Source organism: Schleiferilactobacillus shenzhenensis LY-73, assembly GCF_000469325.1.
In the GTDB taxonomy this organism is placed as follows: Bacteria; Bacillota; Bacilli; order Lactobacillales; family Lactobacillaceae; genus Schleiferilactobacillus; species Schleiferilactobacillus shenzhenensis.
The window spans coordinates 1-260 of record NZ_KI271591.1 but is presented as its reverse complement, the minus strand read 5'-3'; positions in this window follow the sequence as shown (position 1 = coordinate 260).

Genomic DNA, 260 nt, shown 5'->3' with positions numbered 1-260 from the left:
AAGCTCGGCCTTGTTCTAGGCGGCAAAGCCGCCAAGAACAATTTCACGGCTGAGCCCAATCTGCTCCGCCCTTCGTCACCCTACATTCTCGGAGACTGGAACAGTCTCGCTCTTCAGAAAACCCGGGCAGCCTCCTCCACAGTCGTGACGACAGTTGCCTGGAAAAATGAAGTTCAAGTGGCACTCTCGGCGAATCTGTCCTGGCCCCGAAGACTTTACAATCGGGTAGGAAGTAGGCGATTTGGGCCCGGAGCCAGGGG